Raw genomic sequence first — 337 nt, forward strand, 5'->3', positions numbered from 1 at the left:
CCGAGCGCCGCGCTACCCGTCGAAGCGGTCGGTCACTCGTCGATCCACACGTTGTTGTAGTCGCTCAGCACCCGCGGGTTGTACTGCGAGCGCGGGTGCGCCACGAAGTCGTTGACGTAGTCGCGGACGCCGATGGAGACGCGCAGGCTGTAGCTGGGGAGGTGGACCCGGTCTTCGAGCAGCGTCGGGATGATCGACTCGTAGCGCTCGCGGCGCTCGTCGATATCGCTGGCGCGCCGCGCCTCGACGATCTCGTCCATGAGGTCGTCGTTCTCGTAGTAGGTGCCGTTGGTGGCGCCGATCTGCCCGTCGTAGAACAGGTTGTACACGTACGAGT

1 pseudogene is annotated in these 337 nt (G+C 65.3%); it reads right to left on the reverse strand.

Annotated features, from left to right (window positions below):
- Positions 1-32: 32 nt before the first annotated feature.
- Positions 33-337 (reverse strand): annotated as a pseudogene (locus EXE42_RS17390) (ABC transporter substrate-binding protein); the annotation flags it as partial.

It is taken from the genome of Halorubrum sp. SP3, from assembly GCF_005435195.1.
In the GTDB taxonomy this organism is placed as follows: domain Archaea; phylum Halobacteriota; class Halobacteria; order Halobacteriales; family Haloferacaceae; genus Halorubrum; species Halorubrum sodomense.